Source organism: Marichromatium gracile (assembly GCF_004343155.1).
GTDB classification, from domain to species: domain Bacteria; phylum Pseudomonadota; class Gammaproteobacteria; order Chromatiales; family Chromatiaceae; genus Marichromatium; species Marichromatium gracile.
Genome location: NZ_SMDC01000001.1, coordinates 308,027 through 334,375, shown reverse-complemented (window position 1 = coordinate 334,375; position 26,349 = coordinate 308,027). Strand labels below are relative to the sequence as shown.

General features: G+C 68.1%; 26 protein-coding genes. 16 read left to right on the top strand and 10 right to left on the bottom strand.

Annotated elements, in window-relative coordinates:
• Positions 1-12: 12 nt before the first annotated feature.
• The gene (gmhB, locus tag EDC29_RS01550; protein ID WP_123139077.1) at positions 13-585 is read left to right on the top strand and encodes a D-glycero-beta-D-manno-heptose 1,7-bisphosphate 7-phosphatase; all 573 of its coding nucleotides are present in this window, start codon (positions 13-15) and stop codon (positions 583-585) included.
• Complete coding sequence (locus EDC29_RS01545) at positions 582-1,319, top strand: lysophospholipid acyltransferase family protein (protein ID WP_123142198.1); 738 nt, start codon at positions 582-584, stop codon at positions 1,317-1,319. Before gmhB ends, EDC29_RS01545 begins: the two co-directional genes overlap by 4 nt.
• 65 nt (positions 1,320-1,384) lie before the next feature.
• On the opposite strand, the gene gatA is transcribed toward EDC29_RS01545, so the two are convergent.
• A complete protein-coding gene (gatA, locus tag EDC29_RS01540; RefSeq protein ID WP_132228277.1) occupies positions 1,385-2,839 on the bottom strand; it encodes an Asp-tRNA(Asn)/Glu-tRNA(Gln) amidotransferase subunit GatA in 1,455 nt (484 codons plus the stop codon).
• A complete protein-coding gene (gene gatC, locus EDC29_RS01535) occupies positions 2,839-3,126 on the bottom strand; it encodes an Asp-tRNA(Asn)/Glu-tRNA(Gln) amidotransferase subunit GatC (RefSeq protein WP_005222284.1) in 288 nt (95 codons plus the stop codon). The genes gatA and gatC overlap by 1 nt, the downstream gene beginning before the upstream one ends.
• 755 nt (positions 3,127-3,881) lie before the next feature.
• Here gatC and EDC29_RS01525 point away from each other — a divergent pair.
• The 11 genes from EDC29_RS01525 to lipB all read left to right on the top strand — a co-directional run bounded on the left by EDC29_RS01525 (position 3,882) and on the right by lipB (position 14,657).
• Entirely contained in the window at positions 3,882-4,928 is a 1,047-nt protein-coding gene (locus EDC29_RS01525) for a rod shape-determining protein (RefSeq protein WP_123139080.1), read from the top strand.
• Positions 4,929-5,119: 191 nt separating this feature from the next.
• Positions 5,120-5,947: a rod shape-determining protein MreC gene (gene mreC / locus EDC29_RS01520; RefSeq protein WP_243695628.1), complete on the top strand. Its 828-nt coding sequence runs from the start codon at positions 5,120-5,122 to the stop codon at positions 5,945-5,947.
• Entirely contained in the window at positions 5,944-6,432 is a 489-nt protein-coding gene (gene mreD / locus EDC29_RS01515; RefSeq protein WP_123139082.1) for a rod shape-determining protein MreD, read from the top strand. The genes mreC and mreD overlap by 4 nt, the downstream gene beginning before the upstream one ends.
• 4 nt (positions 6,433-6,436) lie before the next feature.
• Entirely contained in the window at positions 6,437-8,323 is a 1,887-nt protein-coding gene (gene mrdA / locus EDC29_RS01510; RefSeq protein WP_123142196.1) for a penicillin-binding protein 2, read from the top strand.
• Positions 8,313-9,449 (top strand): rod shape-determining protein RodA, encoded by a 1,137-nt coding sequence (rodA, locus tag EDC29_RS01505; protein ID WP_123139084.1) that lies wholly within the window; start codon positions 8,313-8,315, stop codon positions 9,447-9,449. Before mrdA ends, rodA begins: the two co-directional genes overlap by 11 nt.
• A 134-nt stretch (positions 9,450-9,583) precedes the next feature.
• Complete coding sequence (gene mltB / locus EDC29_RS01500; RefSeq protein WP_132228273.1) at positions 9,584-10,567, top strand: lytic murein transglycosylase B; 984 nt, start codon at positions 9,584-9,586, stop codon at positions 10,565-10,567.
• 53 nt (positions 10,568-10,620) lie between these two features.
• Positions 10,621-11,544 carry a septal ring lytic transglycosylase RlpA family protein gene (locus EDC29_RS01495; protein ID WP_223806050.1) on the top strand — a complete coding sequence of 308 codons (924 nt, stop codon included), beginning with the start codon at positions 10,621-10,623 and terminating at the stop codon, positions 11,542-11,544.
• Between the two features lie 166 nt (positions 11,545-11,710).
• A complete protein-coding gene (locus tag EDC29_RS01490; RefSeq protein ID WP_123142193.1) occupies positions 11,711-12,850 on the top strand; it encodes a D-alanyl-D-alanine carboxypeptidase family protein in 1,140 nt (379 codons plus the stop codon).
• Positions 12,851-12,878: 28 nt separating this feature from the next.
• Positions 12,879-13,745 carry a D-amino acid aminotransferase gene (locus EDC29_RS01485; RefSeq protein ID WP_123142192.1) on the top strand — a complete coding sequence of 289 codons (867 nt, stop codon included), beginning with the start codon at positions 12,879-12,881 and terminating at the stop codon, positions 13,743-13,745.
• Positions 13,732-14,001, top strand: a complete 270-nt coding sequence (locus EDC29_RS01480) for a YbeD family protein (protein ID WP_123139089.1) — start codon at positions 13,732-13,734, stop codon at positions 13,999-14,001. Before EDC29_RS01485 ends, EDC29_RS01480 begins: the two co-directional genes overlap by 14 nt.
• Entirely contained in the window at positions 13,998-14,657 is a 660-nt protein-coding gene (lipB, locus tag EDC29_RS01475; protein ID WP_123139090.1) for a lipoyl(octanoyl) transferase LipB, read from the top strand. The genes EDC29_RS01480 and lipB overlap by 4 nt, the downstream gene beginning before the upstream one ends.
• Positions 14,658-14,663: 6 nt before the next feature.
• Here lipB and cowN read toward each other — a convergent pair whose 3' ends face one another.
• The 8 genes from cowN to rpmH all read right to left on the bottom strand — a co-directional run bounded on the left by cowN (position 14,664) and on the right by rpmH (position 22,003).
• On the bottom strand, positions 14,664-14,954 hold the full coding sequence (gene cowN, locus EDC29_RS01470; RefSeq protein WP_123139091.1) for a N(2)-fixation sustaining protein CowN: 291 nt from the start codon (positions 14,952-14,954) through the stop codon (positions 14,664-14,666).
• A 154-nt stretch (positions 14,955-15,108) separates the two neighbouring features.
• A complete protein-coding gene (locus EDC29_RS01465) occupies positions 15,109-16,629 on the bottom strand; it encodes a hypothetical protein (protein WP_123142191.1) in 1,521 nt (506 codons plus the stop codon).
• A 54-nt stretch (positions 16,630-16,683) separates the two neighbouring features.
• Positions 16,684-17,988 carry a DUF58 domain-containing protein gene (locus EDC29_RS01460; RefSeq protein ID WP_123139093.1) on the bottom strand — a complete coding sequence of 435 codons (1,305 nt, stop codon included), beginning with the start codon at positions 17,986-17,988 and terminating at the stop codon, positions 16,684-16,686.
• A gap of 259 nt (positions 17,989-18,247) precedes the next feature.
• Positions 18,248-19,585 carry a tRNA uridine-5-carboxymethylaminomethyl(34) synthesis GTPase MnmE gene (mnmE, locus tag EDC29_RS01450; protein WP_132228269.1) on the bottom strand — a complete coding sequence of 446 codons (1,338 nt, stop codon included), beginning with the start codon at positions 19,583-19,585 and terminating at the stop codon, positions 18,248-18,250.
• Between the two features lie 4 nt (positions 19,586-19,589).
• On the bottom strand, positions 19,590-21,269 hold the full coding sequence (gene yidC / locus EDC29_RS01445; RefSeq protein ID WP_123139095.1) for a membrane protein insertase YidC: 1,680 nt from the start codon (positions 21,267-21,269) through the stop codon (positions 19,590-19,592).
• Positions 21,262-21,498 carry a membrane protein insertion efficiency factor YidD gene (gene yidD / locus EDC29_RS01440; RefSeq protein ID WP_005222249.1) on the bottom strand — a complete coding sequence of 79 codons (237 nt, stop codon included), beginning with the start codon at positions 21,496-21,498 and terminating at the stop codon, positions 21,262-21,264. Before yidD ends, yidC begins: the two co-directional genes overlap by 8 nt.
• Entirely contained in the window at positions 21,483-21,872 is a 390-nt protein-coding gene (gene rnpA / locus EDC29_RS01435; protein ID WP_123139096.1) for a ribonuclease P protein component, read from the bottom strand. Before rnpA ends, yidD begins: the two co-directional genes overlap by 16 nt.
• Positions 21,869-22,003, bottom strand: coding sequence for a 50S ribosomal protein L34 (rpmH, locus tag EDC29_RS01430; RefSeq protein ID WP_005222248.1), 135 nt, complete (start codon positions 22,001-22,003; stop codon positions 21,869-21,871). The genes rnpA and rpmH overlap by 4 nt, the downstream gene beginning before the upstream one ends.
• Before the next feature lie 258 nt (positions 22,004-22,261).
• Here rpmH and dnaA point away from each other — a divergent pair, with 258 nt between their 5' ends.
• The 3 genes from dnaA to recF all read left to right on the top strand — a co-directional run bounded on the left by dnaA (position 22,262) and on the right by recF (position 25,932).
• Entirely contained in the window at positions 22,262-23,623 is a 1,362-nt protein-coding gene (gene dnaA, locus EDC29_RS01425; protein WP_123139097.1) for a chromosomal replication initiator protein DnaA, read from the top strand.
• A gap of 92 nt (positions 23,624-23,715) precedes the next feature.
• Positions 23,716-24,816, top strand: a complete 1,101-nt coding sequence (dnaN, locus tag EDC29_RS01420) for a DNA polymerase III subunit beta (protein WP_123142188.1) — start codon at positions 23,716-23,718, stop codon at positions 24,814-24,816.
• Between the two features lie 15 nt (positions 24,817-24,831).
• A complete protein-coding gene (gene recF, locus EDC29_RS01415; protein ID WP_132228267.1) occupies positions 24,832-25,932 on the top strand; it encodes a DNA replication/repair protein RecF in 1,101 nt (366 codons plus the stop codon).
• Positions 25,933-26,349: the final 417 nt, after the last annotated feature.

Below are 26,349 nucleotides of genomic sequence, written 5' to 3'. Positions count from 1 at the left end.
GCCCGACCCGGCATGACCGAACGGCTGGTCATCCTCGACCGCGACGGGGTCGTCAACCACGACTCCGACGCCTATATCAAGTCGGTCGAGGAGTGGCGGCCGATCCCCGGCAGCCTCGAGGCGATGGCCCGGCTCCACCATGCCGGCTGGCGGCTGGCCATCGCCACCAACCAGTCCGGCATCGCCCGCGGGCTGTTCGACCCGAGTACCCTCGACGCCATCCACCAACGGTTGCGCGAGCAACTCGCCGATCATGGCGCCCGTGTCGAGATGATCGCCTTCTGCCCCCACGGCCCGGACCACGGCTGCGACTGTCGCAAACCGCTGCCCGGACTGCTCGAGCAGATCGCCCGACGTCTCGGCGCCGATCTCCGCGGGGTGCCGGTGATCGGCGACTCGCTGCGCGATCTGGAGGCCGCGCGCGCCGTCGGCGCCGCGCCCTGGCTGGTGCGCACCGGCAAGGGCGAGCGCACCCTGGCGGCCTGCGCCGACCATCCGGGGCCCGACCCTCTGGCCGGCGTCCCGATCTTCCCCGACCTCAGCGCGGCGACCGACGCCCTGCTCGCATCCGACACACGCCCATGACCCTGATCCGCTCGCTCCTCTATCAATCCTTCATGTACATCACCATCGTGCTGTACGCCTCGCTGATCCTCGTCACCCCCAGGCAGGTCGGGGCCTGGCTGGCGCGGGGTTGGGCACGGCTCAACCTGCGCGCGCTCGGCTGGATCTGCGGACTGCGCTATCGCATCCAGGGGCTCGAGCACCTGCCCAAGGAGGCGACCATCGTGCTCGCCAAGCATCAATCGACCTGGGAGACCATCGCGCTGCGCGCCATCCTGCCGCTGGAACAGACCTGGGTGCTCAAGCGTGAGCTGATGCGTATCCCCTTCTTCGGCTGGGCGCTCAAGCGCTTCCAGCCGATCGCCATCGACCGCTCGGCCGGACGCCGCGCGGTCGCACAGCTGCTGCGCGAGGGGCTGGCGCTGCTCAAGGCCGGGCGCTGGGTGGTGGTCTTCCCCGAGGGCACCCGAGTGGCCGCCGGCGCACGTCAGCCCTATGCCATCGGCGGTGCGCTGCTGGCCGAGCGCAGCGGTCGACCGGTGATCCCGGTGGCGCACAACGCCGGCGAGTTCTGGGGGCGACGCAGCCTGCACAAGCGCGCCGGCACCATCGACCTGGTGATCGGCCCGCTGATGGAGACCCAGGGACGCAAGGCCGCCGAGATCAATGCCGCGGTCGAGCAGTGGATCGAGGAGACCGTCGAGGCGCTGCCGCGCCCGGTCTCGGGCAAGGCCGGCACGCTGCAACAAGGGTAGGGCGCCGCCACCCGCGGGAGCGGGGGCGGCGAGCACCGGGCCGGGCAGGCCCGGCCCGGAGGCGCTCAGTCGAAGCCCGCGGGCGCGGCCTGGTGCCAGTGGGTGAGGTGCTGGTAGCGATGCGCGACATTGAGCAGCCGCGCCTCGTCGAAGTAGTTGCCGATGAGCTGCAGCCCGACCGGCATGCCCGCGACCGGCTCGACCGGGATCGACATCCCCGGCAGCCCGGCGAGGTTGGTGGCGATGGTGTAGATGTCGTTGAGATACATCGCCACCGGATCGTCCATCTTGTCGCCGAGGGCGAAGGCGGTGCTCGGGGTGGTCGGCCCCATGATCACATCGACCTCCTCGAAGGCGCGCTTGAAGTCGTCGGCGATCAGGTGACGAATCTTCTGCGCCTTGAGGTAGTAGGCGTCGTAGTAACCGGCCGAGAGCACATAGGTGCCGATCATCACCCGACGCTGCACCTCGGCGCCGAAGCCCTCGGCACGGCTGCGGGTGTAGAGATCCTCGAGGTCGGCGGGAGCGGCGCAGCGGTGTCCGTAACGCACCCCGTCGAAACGGGCGAGGTTCGACGAGCACTCCGCGGGCGCCACCACGTAGTAGACCGGTACCGACAGCGGGCTGTTGGGCAGGCTGATCTCGCGGATCTCGGCGCCGAGCTTCTCATATTCGCGGATCGCCGCCTCGACCGCGGCGCCGACACGCGGGTCGAGCCCCTCGCCGAAGAACTCCTTGGGCAGACCGATACGTAGACCGCTGATGTCGTTGTCGAGGGCATCGACATAGTCCGGCACCGGCACGTCGGCGCTGGTCGAGTCGCGCTCGTCGAAGCCGGCCATCTCGTCGAGCAGGAAGGCGGCGTCGGCGGCCGAGCGCGCCATCACCCCGGCCTGGTCGAGCGAGGAGGCGAAGGCGATCATCCCCCAGCGCGAGCAGCGCCCGTAGGTCGGCTTGATGCCGGTGATGCCGCACAGCGCCGCCGGCTGACGGATCGAGCCGCCGGTATCGGTGCCGGTGGCCGCCGCGCACAGACGCGCGGCCACCGCCGCGGCCGAGCCGCCGGAGGAGCCGCCCGGCACCCGCGAGGTGTCCCAGGGGTTGGCGACGGGGCCGTAGTAGCTGGTCTCGTTGCTCGAGCCCATGGCGAACTCGTCCATGTTGGTCTTGCCGAGCATCACCGCGCCGGCGCCACCCAGACGCTCGACCACGGTCGCGTCATAGGGAGCGACGAAGTTGTCGAGCATGCGCGAGGCGCAGCTGGTGCGTACCCCCTTGGTGCAGAAGATGTCCTTGTGCGCGATCGGGATGCCGGTGAGCGGGCCGGCCTGGTCACGGGCGAGCGCCTCGTCGGCGCGCGCGGCGGCGGCGAGCGCGGCCTCGGCATCGACGGTGATGAAGCTGTTGAGCTGGGGATCGAGCCGCGCGATGCGATCGAGATAGTGACGGGTCAGCTCGGTGCTGGAGTATTTGCGCAGCCGCAGATCGGCGGCCAGCTCTGCGATCGACTTGTTCTGCATTATTCGATGACCTTCGGAACCAGATAGAGCCCGCCCTCGCTCAGCGGCGCGCCGGCTTGGTACTCGGCGCGGCGGTCCGGCTCGGTGGCCTGATCGGGCCGCAGCCGTTGGGCCATGTGCAGCGGGTGCGCCATCGGCTCGACGTCGTCGGTGTTCACCGAGTCCATCTGGGCCACGAGATCGAGAATATTGGAGAGTTCGGCGGCATAGCGCTCGGTCTGATCCGGGCTGATCGCCAGGCGCGCGAGGTGCGCGATCTTTTCGACGTCGGAACGATCCAGTGACATGTCCGTCCTGCTGGGCCTACAAAAATGGGGAGTCAAAATAGCATAGCGGCCATGGACGGTGGAACCGGCCGCCAGCGACCAGCGACCAGCGACCAGCGACCAGCGACCAGCGACCAGCGACCAGCGACCAGCGACCAGCGACCAGCGACCAGCGACCAGCGGATTGAACCGCAAAGCCGCGAAGCACGTGAAGTGCATGGTGTGTGATGTCGGCGTGAGACCACAGGCGGCGCGGATCCGCACCCACTGGCGGCTGATCGCTGGCGGCTGGCGGCTTATTCCCTGCACGCAAAGTGCATGGTGTGTGATGTCGGCGTGAGACCACAGGCGGCACAGGTCCGCACCCACTGGCGGCTGATCGCTGGCGGCTGGCGGCTTATTCCCTGCACGCAAAGTGCATGGTGTGTGATGTCGGCGTGAGGCCACAGGCGGCGCGGGTCCGCACCCACTGGCGGCTGATCGCTGGCGGCTGGCGGCTTATTCCCTGCACGCAAAGTGCATGGTGTGCGATGTCGGCGTGAGACCACAGGCGGCGCGGGTCCGCACCCACTGGCGGCTGATCGCTGGCGGCTGGCGGCTTATTCCCTTTCGTGCCTTCGCGGTTCAATCCCGTGGTCGCTGGCGCCGCTGCCTTGCCCATCCCTGATTGCATTGCTAGATTAGCCGTCCTGTTTTTCAAGGATTCCCTCAGCGGACATCGATACCGGACGCCTGCGGGACCCGGCGCTCCTCTCTTCCTCCAAGGTAAGTATCTGATGGTATTCAGACGCATTCGCGGGATATTCTCCAACGATCTGTCGATCGACCTGGGGACCGCCAACACCCTCATCTTTGCCCGCGGACAAGGCATCGTGCTCAACGAGCCCTCGGTGGTCGCGATCCGTCATGACCGCGCCACCGGCGGCAAGTCGGTCGCGGCAGTGGGCGAGGAGGCGAAGCTGATGCTCGGACGGACCCCACAGAGCATCACCGCGGTGCGGCCGATGAAAGACGGCGTGATCGCCGACTTCACCGTCACCGAGAAGATGCTGCAGTACTTCATCCACAAGGTGCACGAGTCGCGCCTGATCAGTCCCAGCCCGCGGGTGCTGATCTGCGTGCCCTGCGGCTCGACCCAGGTGGAGCGGCGCGCAATCCGCGAGTCGGCCGCCGGCGCCGGCGCGCGCGAGGTCTTCCTGATCGAGGAGCCGATGTCGGCGGCGATCGGCGCCGGGCTGCCGGTGCACGAGCCCCACGGCTGCATGGTCATCGACATCGGCGGCGGCACCTCGGAGGTGGCGGTGATCTCGCTCAACGGCATCGTCTACTCCGCCTCGGTGCGCATCGGCGGCGACACCTTCGACGACGCCATCGTCAACTATGTCCGGCGCAACTACGGCACCCTGATCGGCGAGACCACCGCCGAGCGCATCAAGCACAACATCGGCTCGGCCTACCCCGGCAACGAGATGCTGGAGCTGGAGGTCAAGGGCCGCAATCTCGCCGAGGGCGTGCCGCGCAGCTTCACCCTCAACAGCAACGAGATCCTCGAGGCGCTGCAGGAGCCGATCTCGGGCATCGTCGGTGCGGTCAAGATGGCCCTGGAGCAGACCCCGCCGGAACTCGGCGCCGATGTCGCCGAGCGCGGCATCGTGCTCACCGGCGGCGGCTCGATGCTGCGCGGCTTCGACCGGCTGATCGAGGAGGAGACCGGACTGCCGGTGGTGATGGCCGACGACCCGCTGACCTGCGTGGCGCGCGGCGGCGGCAAGGCACTGGAGCTGATCGACGAGCGCGCCACCGGACTGTTCTCGGTCGAGTGAGCCCCGCCGTTGCGGGAACGCCCCGACACGAGCGGACTGGTCGCGCTCGGCACAATATCGGAAAATGACCCGCTCACGCCGCCCCTGATGCAGCAGACGCGCTCTCCCCCAATCCAGTCATTGCCGAGGAGCCGACCATCAAACCCCTGTTCGTCCGCGGCCCATCCCCACTGCTCAGGATGATCGTGGCGGTGATTCTGTCCCTCGGGCTGATCATCGCCGACCACCACTACGATCATCTCGGTACGGTACGCTCGGCGCTCTCGCTGGTCGCCTATCCGCTGCACTATGTCGTCGACCTTCCGGCGCACATGATGCGTGACACCCAGGGGCGCCTCACCAACGCCGCCGAGCTGCGCGCGCGCAACGCCGCGCTGCATCGCGAGAACCTGACCCTCAAGGCCAGGCTGCAGCAGTTCGAGGCGCTGGAGGCTGAGAACATGCGGTTGCGCGACCTGCTCGGCTCCTCGTTCAGCGTCGGCGAACGGGTGTTGATCGCCGAGATCATGTCGCTCGACATCGCGCCCTACCGGCAACAGGTGATGATCAACAAGGGCTCGCGCTCGGGGCTGTTCGTCGGCCAGCCGGTGCTCGACGCCAACGCGGTGATGGGCCAGGTCATCCAGACCAACCCCTTCACCTCCACCGTGTTGCTGATCACCGACGCCGAGCACGCACTGCCGGTGGAGATCAATCGCAACGGTCTGCGCTCGGTGGCCGCCGGCACCGGCCTGAGCCAGGAGCTGCAGTTGCTGCACATCCCCAAGAACGCCGACGTGCGCGTCGGCGACCTGCTGGTGACCTCGGGGATGGGCGAGCGCTTCCCGCCGGGCTACCCGGTCGCCCGTATCAAGACCGTACGCCACGACCCGGACAACCCCTTCATCACCGTGCTCGCCGAGCCCACCGCCGCACTCGACCGCAGCCGTGAGGTGTTGCTGGTCTGGACCATGGACCCGGTGTTGCAACAGCAGGCACTCTCCGACACCCAGGGCGCGGAGGCCCCGCCCCGACCATGAGCGAGACCAGGCCACGCGGCGGCTGGCTGATCGGCCTCAGCCTGTTCGTCGCCTTCTCTCTCAGCATCCTGCCGATGCCGCTGCCGGCCGAGGCGCTGCGTCCGCAGTGGGTGGCGATGGTGGTGGTGTTCTGGTGTCTGCACACCCCCGAGCGGATCGGCGTCTTCTCGGCCTTCGCCAGCGGGGTGGCGCTCGACGTGATCTCCGGCACCCTGCTCGGTCAGCACGCACTCACCCTGTCGCTGCTCGCCTATCTGGTCGTCGAGCTGCACCAGCGCATCCGCATCTTCCCGATGTGGCAGCAGACCCTGTTCGTCTGGGTCCTGCTGCTCGCCGAACGGCTGCTCACCCTGTGGGTGCTCGGCGCCACCGGACAACCGATGCCGGCGCTGAGCTACTGGGCCCCGACCTTCCTCGGACTGATCTTCTGGCCCTGGCTGAGCGCGCTGCTCGGCGACCTCGGGCGACGCGCCGGAACCCTCTGAGACGATGCTCGAGTCAGGCTTCCAGGATCGCAAGCGCGAACAGCGGATCATCGCCACCCGCTCGGCGATCGCCGCACTGCTGGTGATGCTGGCCCTGGCGCTGCTGGTGGTGCGGCTGCTGCACCTGCAGGTCGAACGCCACGATCATTTCTCGGTGCTGTCGCAGGACAACCGAGTCAAGATCCAGCCGATCCCGCCGACCCGCGGACTGATCTACGACGCCAACGGCGTGCTGCTGGCCGAGAACCACCCCTCGTTCTCGCTCGAGATCACCATCGAGAAGGTGACCGATCTCGACGCCACCATCGAGGCGCTCTCCCGCATCATCCCGATCGACGACAAGGATCGCGCCCGCTTCGCCCGACTCAAGCGCCAGCGGATGCGCTTCCAGGGGGTACCGATCCGGCTCAACCTGACCCCGGCGGAGGTCGCCCGCTTCTCGGTCAACGGCCATCGCTTCCCCGGCGTCGACGTACGTGCCGAGCTGGTGCGCGCCTACCCGCTCGGACCCTATACCGCGCACGTGCTCGGCTATGTCGGGCGCATCAACGAGCGCGAGCTCAAGCGCATCGACGCGCGCAACTATGCCGGCACCCACTTCATCGGCAAGGGCGGGATCGAGAAGGCCCACGAGGACCTGCTCCACGGCGAGGTCGGTCACCAGCAGGTCGAGGTCAACGCCCGCGGCCGGGTGCTGCGCACCCTCGAGAGCCAGCCGCCGCTCCCCGGACGCGATCTCAGCCTTTATCTCGACATCAACCTGCAGCGCGCCACCACCGACATCCTCGGCGATCGCCGCGGGGCCATCGTCGCCATCGACCCGCGCAACGGTGGCGTACTGGCGCTGGTCAGCCAGCCGAGCTTCGATCCCAACCTGTTCGTCGAGGGGATCAGCCAGAAGGACTATCACGCGCTGCTCTACTCGCCGGACAAGCCGCTGTTCAACCGCGCCATCCGCGGCCAGTACCCGCCGGGCTCGACGGTCAAGCCGTTCGTCGGGCTCGCCGGGCTGATCGAGGGCACGGTGACCGCGCAGAGCAAGGCCTATTGCCCCGGCTATTTCACCCTCCCCGGACACTCGCACCGCTTCCGTTGCTGGCGCCGCGGCGGTCACGGCCATGTCGATCTGCGTGCGGCGATGGCCGAGTCCTGCGACGTCTATTTCTACGATCTCGCCCACAAACTCGGTATCGACCGGCTGCATGCGCGCCTCGCCGAATTCGGCTTCGGCGCCGTCACCGGGATCGATCTCGCCGGCGAACTCGGCGGACTGCTGCCCTCGCGCGAATGGAAGCAGCGGGTCCGCAACCAGCCCTGGTTCCCCGGCGAGACGGTGATCATGGGCATCGGTCAGGGGGCCTATCTGGCCACCCCGCTACAGCTGGCCGCCGCCACCGCCACCCTCGCCAACCACGGTCATTTCATCGCCCCCCGGGTGGTGCGCGCCAGTCGCGCCTCGGAGCCCTCGCGATCGACCCCAGAGGAACCCCTGCCGATCGTCGAGCACCAGATCCAGGTCGAGAACCCGGCGCACTGGGACACCGTGATCGACTCCATGGTGGCGGTGATCGAGGACCGCCACGGCACCGCGCGCAAGATCCGCTCCCCCGACTACCACATCGCCGGCAAGACCGGCACCGCGCAGGTCTTCACCATCGGTCAGAGCGAACGCTACGACGCCGAGACCGTGCCCGAGCGGCTCAAGGACCACGCGCTGTTCGTCGCCTTCGCCCCGGTCGAGGACCCGCGCATCGCCGTCGCCGTGGTGGTCGAGAACGGCGGCAGCGGCAGCGCCACCGCCGCGCCCATCGCGCGGCGGGTGATCGACGCCTATCTCGGCGGCGAGCCGCTGCCGCCGGAGGAAGAGGAGAAGCGCGCCGATGGCGACTAACACCCGCGCCGCCCAGCTCGACCGTGGGGTCGACGAACCGCTGCCCGGTCCGCTGCGACGACTGCACATCGACGCGCCGCTGCTGGTGGCGCTGCTCGGACTGTGCGGCTTCGGGCTGATGGTGCTCTACAGCGCCAGCGACCAGAGCCCGCTGGCGGTGGAGCGCCAGCTGATCCGACTCGGCATCGCCTTCGCGCTGATGCTGGCGGTGGCGCAGATCCCGCCGAACCGACTGCGCAACTGGTCGCCCTCGCTATTCGTCGCCGGCTGCATCATGCTGGTGGCGGTGCTGGTGGCCGGCGAGATCGGCAAGGGCGCGCAACGCTGGCTCGACCTCGGCTTCGTGCGCTTCCAGCCCTCGGAGCTGCTCAAGCTCGCGGTGCCCATGGCGGTCGCCTGGATCCTCGCCGCCCGGCCGCTGCCGCCCTCGCGCACCCGCATCCTGCTGGCGGCGTTCATCACCATGATCCCGGTGGTGCTGATCGCCAAACAGCCCGATCTCGGCACCTCGCTGCTGGTGGCCAGCGCCGGGGTGATGGTGCTGTTCATCGCCGGGCTGAGCTGGCGGATGATCGGCGCGCTCGCGCTCATCGCCGCCGCCGCCGCGCCACTGCTGTGGTTCGGCATGCACGACTACCAGCGCGAGCGCGTGCTCACCTTCCTCAACCCGCAGTCCGACCCGCTCGGTTCGGGCTATCACATCATCCAGTCGCAGATCGCCATCGGCTCCGGCGGGGTCTCGGGCAAGGGCTGGCTCAACGGCACCCAGTCGCACCTGGAGTTCCTGCCCGAGCGCAACACCGACTTCATCTTCGCGGTGATCGGCGAGGAGTTCGGCTTCGCCGGCATCCTCGCGCTGCTCGCGCTCTATCTGTTCATCATCCTGCGCGGGCTGGTGATCGCCAGCCGCGCCCAGGACAACTACGGTCGGCTGCTCGCCGGCGGCCTGATCATGGTGTTCTTCGTCTATGTCTTCGTGAACACCGGGATGGTCACCGGACTGCTGCCGGTGGTCGGCGTGCCGCTGCCGCTGATCAGCTACGGCGGCACCTCGATGGTCACCCTGATGATCGGCTTCGGGATGATCATGAGTATCGAGACACATCGAAAAAGGGTTCGGATTTAAGCGCTTTGCGCATATACTGGAGGTCGAGTGTCAAGGAAAGCGTGCAGCGCGACGGGCGTTTGTGCACGACACCATCACCTTCAGGATCGAGCTGCCGTCGATCCGCACCGAGACTCAGGACCGATCGAGCACCGATGCGAACCCTGATCACCCTGTTGAGCGCCCTGCTGCTGCTCGCCACCGCCGAGGCCGCGCCCGACAGTTATCGGGATGCCGCAGCCACCTTCGTCACCGAGATGGCCGCGCGCCATGACCTCGATGCCGAGCGGCTCGCCGCCCTGATCGCCGGGGCCGAGTATCGCCAGGAGATCATCGATGCCATGGAGCAGCCCTACGAGGGCAAGCCCTGGCACCGCTATCGCGCACTCTTTCTCACCCCCGAGCGCATCGCCGGCGGACGCGCCTTCCACGCCGCCCATGCCGAGCAGCTCGCGCGGGCCGAGGCGCGTTACGGCATCCCTGCACCGGTGATCGTCGCCATCATCGGCATCGAGACCCGCTACGGCGAGGTGCTCGGTCGTCATCGCGCGCTCGACGCGCTGACCACGCTCGGCTTCTCCTACCCCAGACGCGCCGCCTTCTTCCGTCGCGAGCTCGAGCAACTGATCCTGCTCGGCGCCGAGGAGGGGATCGATCTGAGCGTCGTACGCGGCTCCTACGCCGGCGCGCTCGGCATGCCCCAGTTCATCCCCTCGAGCTATCGCGCCTATGCCGTCGACTTCGACGGCGACGCGCGGCGCGACCTGTGGCGCAGCAGCGCCGATGTCATCGGTAGCGTCGCCAACTATCTCGCGCGTCACGGCTGGCGCGCAGGCGGCCCGGTGGCGATCCCCCTGGCGCAGCCGCCAGCGACCATGCCGGCAGTGGTGCGCAAGGCGCCGCGCGCACCCGCGACCACCCTCGGCGCGCTGCGCGCCGCCGGCATCGACCCGATGGCCGCAAACGGGCTCGCGCCGGAGACGCCGGCCAACCTGATGTGTCTGGATGGCGGCGCGGCAGGCGAGCGCTGCTGGATCAGCTTCGCCAACTTCTACGCCATCACCCGCTACAACCACAGCAACCTCTACGCCATGACCGTGCACCAGTTGAGCGAGGCGATCGGGGAGACGCCGCCATGAGCGCGTCCCGCATCGCGGTCGATCAACAGGCGCTGTCGCAGGGGAGGATCCGCATGTCCATACCGTCCGCTCGTCCATCGCACCGTCGGCTGCTGATCGCACTGGCGATCGGTGCAGCCGCGCTCGGCGGCTGTGCCAGCCAGCCGGGTCAACACCAGCTCGACGCCTTCGACGACGTCCCGCCGGAGATCGCCGACATCCCCGACGCCGTCCCCAAGGTCGAACCCAGATCCAGATACGGCAACCCCAAGTCCTACGAGGTCTTCGGCAAGCGCTACTACACCAAGGCAAGCAGCCGCGGACACGTCGAGCGGGGCCTGGCCTCCTGGTACGGCAAGGACTTCCACGGTCGCCGCACCAGCTCGGGCGAGCCCTATGACATGCACGCCATGACCGCAGCCCATAAGACCCTGCCGCTGCCGACCTATGCCCGGGTGACCAATCTCGAGAACGGCCGCAGCGTGGTGGTGCGGATCAACGATCGCGGTCCCTTCCACGGCTCGCGCGTCATCGACCTGTCCTATACCGCCGCAACCAAGCTCGGCATGGCGCGCAAGGGCACCGCCATGGTCGAGGTCCGCGCCATCGACCCACGACGACCGGATGCCGATCCCGGCCCGCTGGTGGCGGGCGGCGAGCACGCGCCGCAGCGTGCTCGCGACACCACTCCCCCGGCGTCCGAGCCCGCCAGGGCGACGACCAAGCCGGTCACGACCGCCGCGCGTACCACGGATGGCGGCAGCGGTGGCCTCTATGTCCAGGTCGGCGCCTTCGGCGATCCGCGCAACGCCGAGCGGCTGCGCTCCCGGCTGCGTCCGGAACTCGGCGACCCGATCCTGGTCGAGAACACCCGTAGCGCCGACAATGCGCTCTATCGGGTCCGCATCGGCCCGCTGGCCTCGCGCACCGAAGCCAGCGCCCTCACCGAACGCCTGGCAGGGCTCGGCATCGCCGAGACCCGCCTGGTGCAGAACTGACCCTCGGGTCCGCCCAACCGGCGGCGCCGTCACGCCGCCGGTGCCCGACCACCCCATCCTCATCGATCCCAGCAACCGGGGTCACGGTCGGGCGATCCCCAAGACAGCGACAGCAAGGTTAGAATACCCCGTGATGACACGCCCCCACGCCGAACCCGGACACCCCATGAAGTCACGTATCCAGCCCCTCGTCCTGATCGTCCTGCTGTGCCTGTACCCCGTGCTGGCGAGCGCCGCACCGCAGATCCCGGCACCGCCGCAGCTCGACGCCAAGGGCTATCTGTTGATCGACTTCAACACCGGCCAGGTGCTCGCCGACATCAATGCCGACGAGCGTCTGGAACCGGCCAGCCTGACCAAGATCATGACCGGCTACGTGGTCTTTCGCGAACTCGCCGAGGGCAACATCCGTCTCGACGATCAGGTGCTGGTCAGCGAGAAGGCGTGGCGCACCGGCGGCTCGCGGATGTTCATCGAGGTCGGCACCCAGGTCAGCGTCGAGGACCTGCTCAAGGGCATGATCATCCAGTCGGGCAACGATGCCAGCGTCGCCCTCGCCGAGCACGTCGCCGGCAGCGTCGAGGCCTTCGCCAACCTGATGAACGCCCATGCCCGTCGGCTGGGGATGACCAACAGTCACTTCACCAACCCCAACGGCCTGCCCGATCCCGATCTCTACACCACCGCGCGCGACATCGCCCGCGTCACCATGGCGATCATCCGCGAGTTCCCGCAGTACTACGCCTGGTACAGCAGCCGCGACTTCACCTACAACGACATCACCCAGCCCAACCGCAACCCGTTGCTGCGTCGCGACCCCTCGGCCGATGGCGTCAAGACCGGTTACACCCGCGCCGCCGGTTACTGTCTGGTCGGTTCGGCCAAGCGTGACGACCAGCGACTGGTCTCGGTGCTGATGGGCGCGCCCAGCCCCAATGCCCGCGCCACCTCCAGCCTGGCGCTGCTCAACTACGGCTTCCGCTTCTACGAGAGCCACCGTCTCTATCCGGCCGGTCAGCCGGTCGAGCACCTGCGGGTGTGGTACGGGGAGCAGGAGGTGCTGTCGGTGGGCCCGGCGACGGATGTGTTTGCGACCATCCCGCGCGGCGACTATGGTCAACTCAGCGCCCGTATCGAGCGCACCGCCGAGCTCACCGCCCCGATCGCCGTCGGCGCCCGCATCGGCGATCTGGTGGTCGACAACGCCGGGCGCGAACTGACGCGGGTCCCCCTGGTCGCGCTCGAGGCGGTGCCCGAGGGGGGCTTGGTGCGCAAGGCGAAGGACCATCTGCTGCGCATGTTCTGATGCCGGTCCGAGCCGGCGGAGCGAGCGCATGAACGAGCTCTATCTCAACGGTCGTTTCCTGCCGCCCGAGGCGGCGCAGGTCTCCGTGCTCGATCGCGGCTTCCTGTTCGGCGACGGCGTCTACGAGGTCGTGCCCAGCTACGGCGGTCACTTCCTCCGTCTCGACCAGCACCTGGCGCGGCTCGGGCGCAGTCTTGCGGCGATCGGGCTCGATGACCCGCTCGGACCCGAGGGTTGGCAACGGGTGGCGCGCCGACTGGTCGGCGAGCCACCGGCCCCGGATCAGAGCCTTTATCTGCAGATCACCCGCGGGGCGGCGCCGACCCGCGATCACCGCTTCCCGACGGGGGTCAGGCCGACGGTCTTGGCGATGAGCACGCCGCTCGCCCCACGCGACCCGGCGATCGCCCGCGACGGCATCCGCTGCATCACCCGGCCCGACATCCGCTGGCAGCGCTGCGACATCAAGTCGACCTCGCTGCTCGGGGCGGTGCTGATGCGCCAGGAGGCGAGCGCGGCCGGTGCCGACGAGACCATCATGCTGCGCGACGGACGGGTCACCGAGGCCGCCGCGGCCAACGTCTTCGTGGTCCAGGGTCAGCGGCTGCTGACCCCGCCCTGCGATCACCGTCTGCTCGCCGGGATCACCCGCGAGCTGGCGCTGCGACTCGCCGAGAGCGGTGAGATCGCCTTCTCCGAACAACCGATCGAGGACGCCCGGCTGCGCACCGCCGACGAGATCTGGCTCGGCAGCTCGACGCGCGAGCTGGTGCCGGTCACCCGGCTCGACGACCAGCCGGTCGGCGACGGCCGACCGGGACCACTCTGGCGACGCATGGACGCCCTCTATCAGGACTACAAGTCACAGGTACGCAACGGTCATGTCCGATTCTGAAGAAACCCTGCTCGAATTCCCCTGCCGTTTCCCGATCAAGGCGATGGGCCGCGCCAGCGACGACTTCCAGACGCTGGTCGTCGACATCGTCGAACGTCATGCCCCCGGCGTCGAGGCCACGGCGATCAGCGCCCGCCCCAGCAACGGCGGCAAGTGGCTGGCGGTGACGGTCACCATCGAGGCGCACAGCAAGGCGCAGCTCGACGCCATCTATGCCGAGCTGACCGCGCACGAGCGCGTGGTCTGGGCACTGTGAGCGAGGCGGGGGAGGGAGCGCGACAGCAGACGCTGCTGATCCGCCGTCTGCCGGGGCTGCAGGACTATGCCGCGACCCTGGAGGCGATGCGTCGCTTCACCGACGCCCGCGACGAGGACTCGCTCGACGAGCTGTGGCTGCTCGAGCACCCGCCGGTGTTCACCCTCGGTCAGGCCGGACGCCGCGAGCACCTGCTCGCCACCGGCGACATTCCGGTGCTACAGGTCGATCGCGGCGGTCAGGTCACCTATCACGGCCCCGGCCAGCTGGTCGCCTATCTGCTGTTCGATCTGAGACGCGCCGGGATCGGCGTCAAGCGGCTGGTCAACATGCTCGAGCAGACGGTGATCGAGCTGTTGCGCGACTACGGCGTGGATGCCGAACGCCGCGACAACGCCCCCGGGGTCTATGTCGCGGGCGCCAAGATCGCCTCGCTCGGGCTGAGGGTGCGCAATGCACGTAGCTATCACGGGCTGGCGCTCAACGTCGCCATGGAGCTCGAACCCTTCGACCGGATCAATCCCTGCGGCTACACCGGGCTGGCGATGACCCAGCTCTCGGAGTTCGTCGCCGGGATCGGGGTGACCGATGTCGCCGGCCGGCTGGTCGACACCCTCGCCCGGGTGTTCGACCTGGAGCCGCGCTGGGCGCGCTGAACCGCCTCAGCAGCACTCGAGCTCGATACACTCGAGCAGGTGCAACCCGGCATCGTCGTGATGATGCTCGAACAGTTCGCGCAACACGTTGACCTGACTGCCGATCAGGTACAACCCATCCTGACCGCGCGCCTCGGTCTCGGCGAGCTTGGTCGCGACATAGTCGTGCAGCGGTGATGGGTTGGTGTTGTGCTCGATACAGGCGCGGATGCGCTCGATGCAGCCGTCGACCCGCGACTCACAGTCGATATCGACGAAACTCACATATCTGTCGTTGGTGTGCGTCGTCTCGCTCAAGGCCCTCTACCTCTGGTGATCGTTCAACCCGGGCCACGACCGCTCCCGCCGCCATGATCGCGCCGCAATCATGGACAGTGGCCCGCCGCGACGCAGGCGGACGGGAGCGGCCAGCCGCCTGATCACTCATAAGGCAAAAATCGCGCCTTAACCCTCAACGCACCCCGCTCACCGGTCGCATCTCGCGATCGCAGGCCCCGCCGACCCGAGCGATGACGCCGTCTCCGTCGCGATCACAGTCACTCCCTCGGTCGATCACCCGACAGCGGATCTCGAGCGGCTCGCCGGCATCGGCCCAGTGCGGAATCTTGCGATAGCGCCCGATGCTGTCGTCAAGCCGACAACCGGCGGGGATGCCATAGGGGCGACAGTCGCTCGGGGCACGCAGGCTGACCTTGCGCCCGTCGACGACGAAGCCGGGATAGCGGTCCTCGACCCAGGTGCGATCGCGCGTCTCCAACTCGTCGAAACGAAACTGCTTGAAGCGATAACCGGTGCCGACCGTCTCGCCGACCTCGATGCGGGTGTTGGCGATCAGCGCGAAATCCTCCCCGCTGCGGGCGATCGCGCCGGACATGTACTCGACACGTGGGTGCTCGGGAAAGCACTTGCCCATCGCCGGGGCGTGATAGTAGTGACGCACCCGCTTGAGCTTGGCCAGATCGGTGCCGGGGAAGACCGCGCGCAGGTCGTCGTCGTCACCATAGAGGATGCGTTCGACGTCGCCGACGCTCTGCGCGTACATCGCCTGCAGCTTGGCGAAGCGCGGCTCGTCGGCCAGGTCCGGGCGCAGATAGCAGGCGGTCAGGCCGGAGATCTGGGTGAGGAACTCGTCCCAGATGTTGTACTGCGAGACCTTGGAGGCGACCCCCTGGAAATCGCCGGGGAAGGTACAACCGATGTGTCGCGGGCACTGGCCGACGGCGCGATTACGGATGGTCAGCGCGACGATGTTGCGCTCACAGGCGCCATAGGCGTTGCAGCCGCGCGCATGATGGCCCTCGAACAGCGCGGTGCGCAGGGTGTAGTCGAGGTGCTTGGCGCGCGCCAGGGTGGTCAGCGGCAGCTCGCCGCGACGCCTGGCCAGATAATCCTCCCAGGCCCGCTCCAGGGCGCCGCGCCGTCCGCTCAGCCGGGCATTGGCGCGGGCGCACTCGGACGAGGCATGGAAGTCGCGGACGATGCGATCGAGCTGACTCGACGCGGCCGGGGACACCGCACCCGGTCGACCATCGGGCGGCGGGGTGAAGAAGGGCGCCTTCTCCATGGCATAGAGCTGACGGACATCGATCACCCCGCGCACCCCGGCCTCACAGTGGTGGTTCTCCACCTCCAGCCCCTTGCGTCGCTCGATCGCCGCGAGGAAGCGCGCGCGCGCCTCGGGACCGGCACGACGGGGATCGACCACCACCTCGAACCCGACATAGGGCGTGCCCGAGGCATCGGTGAGCGGTGCCCCGTCGCGGATCACCAGACAGGGGATCAGCGAGGTGCCCTGGGCGAGGGTGCCGATCGGCGCCCCGGGGTCGCCCGGGCGAAAGCGCTCGGCGCTGTAATAGGGCACCTCGACAGGGCCATTGAAGGCATAGAGGGTCATCACCGGGGTGGCGGGGATCCCGGCCCGCACCTGGACCGAGACGACGAGCAACGCGAGCGCGCCGAGCAGTTTACGCATGGGGTCGATTCCTGACAGAGGGTTCACCGGCCAAGCCTCACGGCCGATCCGGAATTACAGCATACCGGCCCGCTTGATGGCCAAATAGCGGTCGGCGAGCGCCGCCGGCAGCTGCCCCGGGAGCAGGTCGAGCACCAGGACCCCGCGCCGACGCAGCCGCGCGCAGCGCACCCGCCGCCGCTCGCGCCAGTCGCGCAGGGCATGGAAGCGCAGTGCATCCGACAGGTCGCGCAACGGCAGGTTCAACGCCCCGTCCAGCGAGCGCTCGCGCAGATCGGCGAGCAGCAACAGATGGTCGCGACCGAGCAGTCGTGCCGCCTGCTCCAGTCCCTCTTGATCCTCGTCGCGCCCGCAGGTGATCAACACCACCAGGGCACGGCGACGCAGCCGTTGTTGCAGCGTGGCGGCGGCGAGCAGTGGGTCGGCGGCCTCCAGCGTCGGCTGCAGGTCGTAGCAGTCATCGAGCAAGCGGCGCAGCGCCGGCTGCCCCTGGCGCGGGGGACACCAGCGACTCGTCCCGCCATAGCTCATCAGCCCCACCGCATCGCCCTGGCGCACCGCCAGCCCCGACACCAGCAACAGCGCGGCGAGCGCCGCATCGAGATGACCGAGCCCGTCCCCGAGATGGCGCATGTGCCGACCGCAATCGAGCAGGAACACCAGTTGCTGATCGCGCGACTCACGGTACTCGCGCGAGATCGGGCGCTGCGCGCGAGCGCTCGCCTTCCAGTCGATCTGGCGCAGCAGATCGCCGGCACGATAGTCGCGCAGCTGATGGAAGTCGCCGTCGCTGCCGCGTCGCTGGTGCGGGTGCACCCCGGCGCCGAGTCGCGCGTCCTGCGCCGCCAAGGCGATCCCGCGACGCAGCGCGGCGAGTGCCGGCACCACCCGCACCCGCTCCGACAAGACGAGCCGGCGACGACGGCGCCACAGCGCGAGCGACGAGTAGAGCGCCAGATCGACCCCGGTGAAGACGAAATCGCCCCGCCTCCCGGGTCGCAGCCGATAGTCCAGACGCGCCTCACCCAACGGCGACAGCAGCAGACTGGCGGGCAGCCCGGCGACCTCGAAGGCGGCCGGGTGCTGGTCATGCACCAGCAGCCGTAACCGCCGCCGCGCCGGCGAGCGCACCAGCAGCGCCACCGTGCACCACTCGCCCTGCGACAGGGTCCCCGGCAGCGTCCGCTCGACCTGCGGCACCGGCGTCCGCCACAGCGCCAGCACATCGCCCAGCACGATCACCGCGAGCAGCCCGCCATACCCCCACCACAGGGGGCCGGCACCCGGCCACCAGAGCGCCACCAGAGCGATCAGCGTCCAGCCGACGAACAACCAGGACAGGACAGGGGTCGGACGCATCCGTGACTCCGCAGGAAAACCATGGGCGACACGATAACCCAGAGTCGCGCGATTGAAACTCGGCCGCTTCGAGGTTCAGGCGGCCAGGCACCAGCTATCAGCCATCAGCCATCAGCGGCCAGTGGGTGTGCGTCCTCGACGACGGCGGCGCCTTCCGCCCTCCGCCTGCTGGCGACTGGCGGCTGGCGGCTGGCGGCTGGCGGCTGGCGACTGGCGACTGGCGACTGGCGACTGGCGACTGGCGACTGGCGACTGAACCCTACTTGCCGATACAGAAGCTGGAGAAGATGCGCCCGAGCAGGTCTTCAGAGGTGAAGCGGCCGGTGATCTCGCCGAGCGCGCGCTGGGCGAGGTGGAGTTCCTCGGCGACCAGCTCGGCGCCGACGCCCGCGGCCTGGGCGCGGGCCGCCGACTCCAGTGCGGCAAGGCCCTGGCGCAAGGCGTCGAGATGGCGACGACGGGCGGTGAAGGCCCCCTCGGGACGGGCACCGACCCCGGCGACCGCCTTGAGATGTTCGCGCAGCAACTCGAGCCCGCGCCCCTCGCGCAGCGACAGCGCGATCTCGGTGGCGCCCTCACCCTCGTCGATGCCCGGCTCAACGCCGGTCAGGTCGATCTTGTTGCGCAACCGGGTGACGCGCACCCCCTCGGGAAGGCTTGCGGCGGTCTCGGTGTCGGGTCCCTGGGTGGCGTCGTAGACCCACAGCACCAAATCGGCGCGCCCGAGCTGCTCGCGGGCACGGCGCACCCCCTCGCGCTCGACCGGGTCGTCGCTGTTGCGGATGCCGGCGGTGTCGATGATGCGCAGCGGCAGACCGTCGATCTGGATGTCGCTGTGCAACAGGTCGCGGGTGGTGCCGGGGATGTCGGTGACGATGGCGGTATCGGCCCCGGAGAGGGCGTTGAGCAGGCTCGACTTGCCGGCGTTGGGGGCGCCGGCGATGACCACCGAGAGCCCCTCGCGGATGCGACAGCCCTGGTGCGCCTCGGCAAGCACCGCGCGGGTCATGGCGATCAGCTCGGCGAGATCGGCGGCGATCCGCGACGCGTCGCCGGGATCGATCTCCTCCTCGCTGAAGTCGAGCGTGGCCTCGAGATAGGTACGCAGCCGCACCAGCCGCTCGACTAGTGCCTCGATCCGCCGCGAGAAGGCACCCTGCAGGCTGTTGCCGGCGAGCCGGGCGGCGAGCGCGGAGGCGCTCTCGATGAGATCGGCGACGGCCTCGGCTTGGGCGAGATCGAGCTTGCCGTTGAGGAAGGCGCGTTCGGTGAACTCGCCGGGACGCGCGGGGCGGGCGCCGAGTTCGAGACAGCGCTGCAGCAGCAGATCCATCACCACCGGACCGCCGTGCCCCTGGAGTTCGAGCACGTCCTCGCCGGTGAAGGAGGCCGGGGCGACGAAGCGCAGCGCGATGCCGGCGTCGATGAAGCCGCCCGCGGCGTCGCGGAAGACGCCGAAATGGGCCTGACGGGGGGCGGGCAGGGCGCCGAGCAGGGCGCGGGCGATCGTGGCGACGCCCGCGCCGCTGACCCGGACGATGCCGACACCCCCGACGCCGGGCGGGGTGGCGACGGCGGCGATGGTGTCGGCACTCATCGGGCTAGCGCTTCTGCTTGGCCGTGCCAGCACCCTGCTCGATCTGACGGGTGATGTGCCACTGCTGGGCGATCGAGATGATGTTGTTGACCGTCCAGTAGAGCACCAGACCCGCCGGGAAGAAGGCGAAGAACACGGTGAAGACGAACGGCAGCGCCATCATGATCTTGGCCTGCATCGGGTCCGGCGGCGGCGGGTTGAGCTTCTGCTGCACGAACATCGACACGCCCATGATCAACGGCAGGACGTAGTAGGGATCGGGCGCCGAGAGGTTGTCGAGCCAGAGGATGAAGGGTGCGTGACGCATCTCGACGCTCTCGAGCAGCACCCAGTAGAGCGAGATGAACACCGGGATCTGCACCAGGATCGGCAGACAGCCGCCGAGCGGGTTGATCTTCTCGGTCTTGTAGAGCTCCATCATCGCCTGGTTGAGGCGCTGCTTGTCGTCGCCGTAGCGATCCTTGATGGCCTGCAGGCGCGGGGTGAGCTTGCGCATGTTGGCCATCGAGCGATAGCTGGTCTCGGAGAGCTTGAAGAAGGCCAGCTTGATCAGGATGGTGAGCACGATGATCGCCCAGCCCCAGTTGCCGACCAGCGCGTGGATCTTCTCCAGCACCCAGAAGATCGGCTGCGCGATCACCGTCAGCCAGCCGTAGTCGACTGCCAGCTCGAGCCCGGGGGCGATGGCGGCGAGGTCGTCCTGCAGCTTGGGACCGACGAACAGTCGGTTGTCGAAGCTGTGGGTGGCCCCCGCGGGGATGGTCACCGCCGGCGAGTACTTGCCGATGATGTAGCGCGAGTCACCGACGACCTTGGTATAGAAGGTCTCCTGGACCTGACGCGGCGGGATCCACGCGGCCATGAAGTAGTGCTGGATCATCGCGATCCAGCCATCGGTCACGCTGCGATCGAGCTTGTCGTCGCGCATGTCGTCGAAGGACACCTTCTTGTACTTCTCTTCGGGGCTGTAATAGACGCCGCCGGTGAAGGTGTGGACGAAGCTCGGCTCGTTGGGATCGTAGAAGTCGGTACGCTGGAGCTGGTTGTACTCACGCGCCACCAGCGCCGCATCGGTGGTGTTGGTCACCCGCTGCGCGGTGTCGATGACATAGCTGCCACGCTCGAAGGTGTAGACACGCTCGACGGCGACGCCGTTCTCGCCCTGCCAGCGCAGCACCACCTGGAGCTGGTCCTGGCCGTCCTCGAGACGGTACTCGGACTGCTCGGCGGTGAATTGCGCCTCGTGGGTCGGCAGCGTGCCGGCCTGCTGGCCGAGCAGCCCCGACTGGGCGATGAACATGTTCGGCGGCACCGGCTTCATCAGCCGGAACTTGTCCTCGGGGCGCTCGGGCACCACCGCATAGTCAAGCAACCAGGCGCTGGAGATGGATCCGCCCTGGGGCGAGATCTCGAGACGCAGCACGTCGGTCTCGACGACCACGGGCGCGGCGCCGGCGGCGCGCATCTCGGCGCCCATGACTCCGGGGGTGGCGGCATCCGGGGTGACGGCGACACTGGGCACGTCCGCCGGCGCCGAACCGGCCTCTCCGGGGAGCGCGCCTGCCGACTCGGTCATTGCGACCTGCGGCGACTGTGGCCGCCCGTAGTCTTGCATCCAGGCCTCGTAGATCAGGAACGAGACCGCGGCGAGGGCGAGAAACAGGATCAGGCGCACATTATCCATGAGTCGATGTCTGCCTTGCTGGGGGAACGGGATCGACGCCGCCGGGGTGCCAGGGGTGACAACGCAGCACACGGCGTACGGCGAGATAGCTGCCGTAGACCGGGCCGTGGCACTCGATGGCCTCGATGGCGTAATGGGAACAGGTCGGATAGAAGCGACAACGCGGTCCGAGAAGGGGACTCAGGACGTACTGGTACACGCGAATCAGACCGGTCAGGATTCGGCGCATGGTTGTTTCTTCCTGATGGTTGCCCAGGCACGCTCGAGATGGTCGAACAGTCGCCGATTGGGCAGCGTCGGTGCACCACGCGCGCACATGACCACGACATCCACCCCGGGGAGGGTGCGATGGTGGTTCCGGAAGCTTTCGCGGACGAGACGCTTGAGCCGGTTGCGGTCAACCGCGCGTCGCGCGCACTTCTTAGAGATTGCCAGCCCGAGTCGCGCACGCCCGCTCCCGTTGGGACGGAACAGGACGACGAAGCCCTGCTGTCCAGCGCGGACGGGATCGCTGAAGACGTGTCGATACTGCGTGGCGCACGTCAGCCTTCGCTCGCGCGGAAAGGCTTGCTCGGCGCGACCGGCGGAGCGCTCGGGGTTCAGAGCGCGAGACGCGCGCGGCCCTTGGCGCGACGGGCAGCAAGGACCTTGCGGCCGTTACGGGTGGCGCTACGCGCACGAAAGCCGTGGGTACGAGCGCGCTTCAGGCGGCTCGGTTGAAAAGTGCGCTTCATGGTCGGTACTCCAGGGAGTTTGGAATTGGCAGCACGGGGCGCATGGCACCCCTTTATAAAAGGCGCGAAAATTTAATCAATCTAGCGTGAAAAGTCAATCCCGTTTTCGTCTTAACCTGTGGATAAGTCGCGCCGAGAGCGCTAGACTCCGAGCGCACCGGAGTGGTTCGAGGTGCGCCTCGTCAACCAACTCCGCGACGAGGGTACCGCCCGAGAGCGGTACGGGTGCGGGCAACGAGACGAGGATCGGGATCAACTGTGGGTGTGTGGGAAAAATGCGTCAAGCAGCTGAAGGGAGAATTGACCTCGGCCGAGTACAACACCTGGATCCTGCCGCTCCAGGCGCGCATCGACGCCGATGTGCTGCGTTTATTCGCGCCCAACCGTTTCGTGCTCGACTGGACCCGTCAGCACTATGAGCCGCGACTGCTCGAACTGTGTGCGCTGCACAGCGAGGGGCAGGTCTCGCGGATCACCTTCAGCGTCGGCGGCATCGACCAGAGCGTCGCCACGCCCGACCCCACGCCGGCACCGAACCGCCCCCGCGCCAGCGCCCCGGCGGTAGCGACGGCGAGCGGTGACGACCGTGACCGCCAGCTCAGCGCCAACCTCAACCCCGACTTCACCTTCGACAGCTTCGTCGAGGGCAAGTCCAACCAGCTCGCCCGCGCCGCCTCCTTCCAGGTCGGCCAGAATCCGGGGGCAGCCTACAATCCGCTGTTCATCTATGGAGGAGTAGGGCTGGGCAAGACCCACCTGATGCACGCGGTGGGCAACATGGTGCTCGCCTCCAACCCCAGTGCCCGGGTCGCCTATCTGCACTCGGAGCGCTTCGTCGCCGAGATGATCAAGGCGCTGCAACACAACCGCATCGACGAGTTCAAGCGCACCTATCGCTCGGTCAACGCGCTGCTGATCGACGACGTCCAGTTCTTCGCCGGCAAGGAACGCTCGCAGGAGGAGTTCTTCCACACCTTCAACGCGCTGTTCGAATCTCGTCAACAGATCGTGTTATCTAGCGATCGTTTCCCCAAGGAAGTGGTCGGACTCGAGGAGCGGCTGCGTTCACGTTTCGGTTGGGGGCTGACGGTTTCGATCGAGCCACCGGACCTCGAGACCAGCGTCGCCATCCTCCACAGCAAGGCCAGTCTGCTCGGCATCGACCTGCCCGAGGACGTCGCCTTCTTCGTCGGCCGCCGGATCCGCTCGAACATCCGCGAGCTCGAGGGCGCGCTGCGCCGGCTGGTGGCCAACGCCCAGTTCACCGGCAAGCCGATCACCCTCGACTTCGCCAAGCACGCGCTGCGCGACATGCTCGCGGCGCAGGACAAGCAGGTCAGCATCGAGAACATCCAGAAGACCGTGGCCGAGTACTTCAAGCTACGGGCCTCGGACATGCTCTCGGCCAAGCGCAGTCGCTCGATCGCCCGACCGCGCCAGATCGCCATGGCCCTGGCCAAGGACCTGACCAAGCATAGCCTCCCCGAGATCGGCAACGCCTTCGGCGGGCGCGATCACACCACCGTGCTGCACGCCACGCGCAAGATCAAGAGCCTGCGCGAGAGCGACGCCGGGGTCGAGGAGGACTACAGGAATCTGCTGCGAATCCTGACCTCCTGAGTCGCGCACAGGTCCAGGGTCGCGCCGTTCGGTGGTCGTATCCATCACATACGACACCGCAACCGCCCATTCACGATTTTTAGGAGACATTCATGGAATTCGTCGTTAACCGCGAGATCTTGTTGCCGGCGCTGGGGAAGGTGATCGGTGTCGTCGAACGCCGTCAGACGCTGCCGATCCTCGGCAACTTCCGCCTGGCGGCGCGCGAGGGCGAGCTCACCATCCTCGGCACCGACCTCGAGGTCGAGGTCCAGACCCGCTGCGAGGCGGCGGTCCAGGAGGTCGGCGAGACCACGGTCCCGGCACGCAAGCTGGTCGACATCTGTCGCAACCTCGGCGAGGGCACCGACATCCGCTTCCGTATCAGCGACGAGCGCTGCGTGGTCACCGCCGGGCGCGGACGCTTCTCGCTCGGCGTGCTGCCGGCGGTCGACTTCCCGGTGATGGAACAGGAACAGGGCGGGGTCGAGTTCGGACTCGACGAGGCCGGTTTCAAGCGGGTGCTGGAGAAGACCGCCTTCGCCATGGCCCAGCAGGACGTGCGCTATTATCTCAACGGTCTGTTGATCGAGTTCGACGCCAATGGGCTGACCGCGGTGGCCACCGACGGTCATCGACTGGCCAAGTTCAACACCGATCTCGGGGTCGCGGCGGTCGATGGTCGCCAGGTCATCCTGCCGAGCAAGACGGTGCTCGAACTGCGCCGCCAGCTCGGCAACTCCAACGACCCGGTCTCGGTGAGCCTGGGCGAGAAGAGCATCCGTCTGGTGATCGGCGACATGATGATGACCTCGAAGCTCGTCGACGGTCGCTACCCCGACTACGAGCGGGTCATCCCCCAGCAGCTCGCCAAGTCGGCGGTGATCGACAAGGAGCCGCTCAAGCGCGCGCTCTCGCGCACCGCCATCCTCTCCAACGAGAAGTATCGCGGCGTGCGTCTGGGCTTCGACAACGGGCTGCTCAAGCTCCAGGCCCACAACCCGGAGCAGGAGGAGGCCGAGGAGGAGGTCGAGATCGAGTACCAGGGCGAGTTCACCGCGATCGGCTTCAACGTCTCCTATCTCACCGACCTGCTCGGCGTGCTCGATGGCAACGAGGTCGAGGTCAGCTTCCAGGACGGCAACAGCAGTTCGGTGTGGCGGGGCAGGGGCGCGGAGGCCGAGACCTACGTGGTGATGCCGATGCGCCTCTAGTCGCACCCCGGAGAGATGTCCGCGCCCACCCCCGTCTGCCCGCTGCGCACGCTGCGGGTGGTCCATCTGCGTCGCTGTCGTGAGGTCGCGCTGGAGACCGCCGCCCCCGTGGTGGTGATCACCGGCGGCAACGGCGCGGGCAAGACCACGCTGCTCGAGGCGGTCTATCTGCTCGCCCGCGGGCGCAGCTTCCGCGGCCGCAAGGCCGGTCCGATGACCACCCGCGGCGAGCGCGGCACCCTGGTCGAAGGGCGTTGCGAGGCCGATGCACCGGACGGACGTCTACTGCGTTATCGGCGCGATCATCATGGTCGCGAGCACAGCCTCGACGGTCTGCCCTGGCCGCCAGCGGGTGACCAACGTCCGCTGCGCATCAAGCTGATCGGTGAGAACGCCCAGTCGCTGCTCGAAGGCGACCCGGCACTGCGCCGAACCTTTCTCGACTGGAACCTGTTCCACGTGGAACCTCGACTCGGCGCGCTCAGACGAGAACTCTCCCGGGTCCAGCAACAACGCAACGCCGTGCTGCGACGCGGTGGTGGGCGAGAACTCGCGGTCTGGGATCGGGCGCTGAGCGAGCTGGGCGAGCGTATCGACCATCAGCGTCAGAGGTTCTTCACACGCTGGCGGACACGCTTCCACGAACTCGCCGCGACCTTCCCCTTCCTCGATGCCTCGGATCTGGTGTTCGCTCGGGGCTGGTCGGCGCAACAGTCGCTGGCCGAGGCCATCGTCACCGCGCGGCGCGCAGAACTCAGCCGAGGGCATACCCTGATCGGTCCCGGACGAGCCGAATTCCAGCTGGAGCGCGACGGCGCCCGGCTCGCGCTCTCGCGCGGCCAGGCCAAGGTCGTGGTCTGTCTGTTGCAGCTCGCCGCCGAGCAGGTCCATCGCGATCAGGGGCTGGCGCCGGCACTCTGGCTGCTCGACGACATCGAGGCCGAACTCGACGCCCATACCCTGGAGCGACTCTGGGGGCTGATCGGCCAGCGCGACGGTCAGTGCATCCTCACCCGGGTCGCGACCGCCCCGGATCCAGGCCCTTGCACCCGCCCCAACGCGACCCGGGTGTTTCACGTGGAACACGGGGCTGTAGGCTCGAGCGCCGAGCATTGATCTGATGCGCCTGTTCCACGTGGAACCGGGGTTCGCCGAACGGTTCCCGACTCGGACCTCGGGCACCGCTTGTTGCACGTGAAACCATCGGCGCACAAGACAGAAGGCTGAACAGGGTGTTCCACGTGAAACCCAATCCAGGCCACAGGCCCGACGATCGTTGTACGACGCCCAAGCAGGGCGGCATCCCGTATAATCAGGGGATGAGACGACCGCCCTGGACCCTCGCAGCGCGCGTAGTGTGTCGGCATCGGCCGCTCACCGTCGACGCGGGGCACGCCCCCCGTCCCGTGCAGGCCCTCGCCCACCGGGGCCGCGCCAGGTCATGACGCCCGGAGGCCTGCACGGAGGACGCCCTGTGCGTTTCAGCACGACGCCCCAGAACACGACGCTCGGCTCGAACACCGAACCGCGTAT